The sequence below is a fragment of the Arthrobacter sp. TB 26 genome, from assembly GCF_000427315.1.
GTDB lineage: Bacteria > Actinomycetota > Actinomycetes > Actinomycetales > Micrococcaceae > Arthrobacter.
This window is the reverse complement of sequence record NZ_AUPJ01000194.1, coordinates 660-3,326: the sequence shown is the minus strand read 5'-3', so window position 1 is coordinate 3,326 and position 2,667 is coordinate 660. Positions and strand designations below refer to the sequence as shown.

3 protein-coding genes and 1 pseudogene (1 of these 4 cut by a window edge) are annotated in these 2,667 nt (G+C 65.6%); 3 read left to right on the top strand and 1 reads right to left on the bottom strand.

What is annotated here, in order from left to right:
• Window positions 1–424, bottom strand: a pseudogene (locus K789_RS26110) (hypothetical protein); the annotation flags it as partial.
• 107 nt (window positions 425–531) lie between these two features.
• On the opposite strand from K789_RS26110, the gene rimP reads away from it, so the two are divergent.
• The 3 genes from rimP to K789_RS24460 form a co-directional block, all read left to right on the top strand.
• The gene (gene rimP, locus K789_RS0106990) at window positions 532–1,149 is read left to right on the top strand and encodes a ribosome maturation factor RimP (RefSeq protein WP_029704666.1); all 618 of its coding nucleotides are present in this window, start codon (window positions 532–534) and stop codon (window positions 1,147–1,149) included.
• Window positions 1,149–2,129 carry a transcription termination factor NusA gene (nusA, locus tag K789_RS0106985; RefSeq protein WP_024366138.1) on the top strand — a complete coding sequence of 327 codons (981 nt, stop codon included), beginning with the start codon at window positions 1,149–1,151 and terminating at the stop codon, window positions 2,127–2,129. The genes rimP and nusA overlap by 1 nt, the downstream gene beginning before the upstream one ends.
• Before the next feature lie 265 nt (window positions 2,130–2,394).
• Window positions 2,395–2,667: the 5' portion of a YlxR family protein gene (locus tag K789_RS24460; RefSeq protein WP_128081578.1), read on the top strand. Its footprint extends 54 nt past the window's final position; the window shows 273 of its 327 coding nt (coding positions 1–273); the start codon lies at window positions 2,395–2,397; the stop codon falls past the right edge of the window.

The following is a 2,667-nucleotide window of genomic DNA, read 5'->3' as shown; positions in this document are numbered from 1 at the left end:
CGCTGGCCGCCAGTTCGGTTGCCAGCGCGGCCGCTGACGCGGGCAGCGGGACTGCAGACGGAACAGCAGACGGCACAGCGGAAGAGGCGGCCGTCCCTGGTGAGGGCGCGGAGGCAGGCACGTCCTGGCCCGGCACGAGGAGGGCCCGGGATTGGCTTGTCAGCAAACTCACAGTCCGCGCCACGGCGGGCTGCGGGTCGCCGGCGGTGGACTGGCCAAGGTGCTCGCCGGCGGTTCGCAGCCATAGGGTTTCAGCCAGCGCTACCGACCGCGCCTGCTCGGAAAACGGCGGTTCGGCGGGCTCCTTGGGGCTTGAAGGACTCCAGGCCAGGCCAAGGCTGGCAACCACGAGTGCGAGGCAGGAGAGGAGTGCGATGCGGGGAATGAGCTCCCGCCGCCGCTTTTCTCCGCTGTCGTCTTTCACAACACACCATGTTGTCATGCCGGCCGGGAACTCGGTGCACCATGGCGCCCGGAAAATCGCTAGGCTAGTACACACAACATCATCTAGAGCGGGAGGCGGCCGGCATCATGACCAACGCAGAAGCCACGACTTCAACAGACCGGACCGGAACGGGTAAGGCTGAAGCCGCACCCGCCCACAATTTCGAGGCCGAGCGGCTGCATGCCCTCCTGGAGCCCGAAGTCCAGGCAAACCGGCTGTACTTGGAGGACGTCTCCATTCACGTCGCCGGCGCCAACCGGGTGGTCCACGTGGTGGTGGACCTGCCGCAGGAGGAGACAGGCGGCGTCGGCCTCGACGTCATCGCCGAGATTTCCAAGACCCTCTCCGACATGCTGGACAACGATCCCAGCACCGACGCGCGCCCGTACGAGCTTGAGGTTTCCTCTCCCGGCGTCGGCCGTCCCCTCACCGAAGCGCGGCACTGGCACCGTGCCCGCGGCCGGATGGTCAAGGTCAATGTCCTGCAGGGCGAGAACGTCACGGGCCGGGTGCAGTCCGTCGATGACACGGGCGTCACGCTGGTCCCGGAGATCACCGTGAAGAAGGGCATGAAGCCCAAGCAGGGTGAGCCCATCAAGCTTCCTTTCGACAGGATCCGCAGTGGAAAAGTCGAGATAGAGTTCAGCCACCTCGAAGAGGCTGGCCTGGAGAACGCACACAATGGACCTTCTGAGGAGGCCTAATGGATATTGACATGAGCGCACTGAGACTCCTGGAGCGTGAGCGTGAAATCCCGCTGGATCTCCTGATTCCGACGATCGAGCAGGCCCTGCTGGTGGCCTACCACAAGACGCCGGGAGCCTTCGAGAAGGCCCGTGCCGAGCTGGACCGCAAGAGCGGCCACGTGACCATCTGGGCCACGGAGATCGACGACGACGGTGCCCCCATCGGCGAATTCGAAGACACTCCCGCAGGCTTTGGCCGCATCGCCGCCAGCACTGCACGGCAGATCATCCTGCAGCGCCTGCGCGACGTTGAGGACGACAACGTCCTCGGCGAGTTCAAGGGCCGTGAGGGCGAGCTGGTTGCCGGAACCATCCAGCAGGGCAACAACCCGCACATGATCCAGGTCAACCTGGGCACGGTGGAGGCATTGCTGCCGCCGCCCGAGCAGGTGCCGGGGGAGAAGTACACCCACGGCAACCGGCTCCGCGCCTTTGTGATCGACGTGCACCGCGGCACCAAGGGCCCGTCCATCACCCTGTCCCGCTCCCACCCGGGCCTTGTGCGGAAGCTCTTCGAAATGGAAGTCCCGGAAATCGCGGACCGCTCCGTGGAAATCGTCGCACTGGCCCGCGAAGCCGGACACCGCACCAAGATGGCCGTCAAAGCCAACAACCCCGGCATCAACGCCAAGGGCGCTTGCATCGGTGAAATGGGATCGCGTGTCCGTGCGGTCATGAACGAACTCAACGACGAAAAAATCGACATTGTCGACTACAGCGACGATCCCGCGACGTTCATCGCCAGCGCACTGTCCCCGTCCCGGGTGAATTCGGTCACCATCACGGACGAGGCAACCCGCTCGGCCCGTGTGGTGGTCCCGGACTACCAGCTCTCCCTCGCCATCGGCAAGGAGGGCCAAAACGCCCGTCTCGCCGCCAAGCTCACCGGCTGGCGGATCGACATCGTCTCGGACGCTGCGGTCAGCCGCGACAAATAGGCCCCACCACGGTGGCCCCGGCAAAGGGGCCACAACAAAAAGGGCCGGAGTTCCGGCCCGCCCGCCGGCGCCCGCGGCCCCGTAAGTTCGGGGCCCGGCCGCTGGAGGGGCTAGAATAGACATGACCGCGCCTAACGGCCGGTATCCGCGTGTCCCTTGCGCGTCCGGGTTTGCGTCCGGCGAAGGTGTTGGTAACGACCCCTTGGCCAGGCAGGCTCAGGACGCCAGGGCCGGCAGATATGTACTGGCAGGAAGAAACTCGTAAGTGGCACACGTGCAACACCTCGGGAATCAACCGCAACGTACCTGCATCGGATGCCGGAAAAAGGGCACGCGGTCGGAGCTACTCCGGCTCGTCGCCGACAGCAGCGGTTCATCCGCTGTCGTGGTCGATGAACGACGCCGGATGGCTGGCCGGGGTGCATGGCTGCACCCCAGCGAAAAGTGCCTGGCACTGGCGGTCAAACGTCGAGCGTTCGGACGCGCCCTCAACGGTGCTGCCGGAACAGCCGACGTGGAGCGCCGGATCATGGCGGGC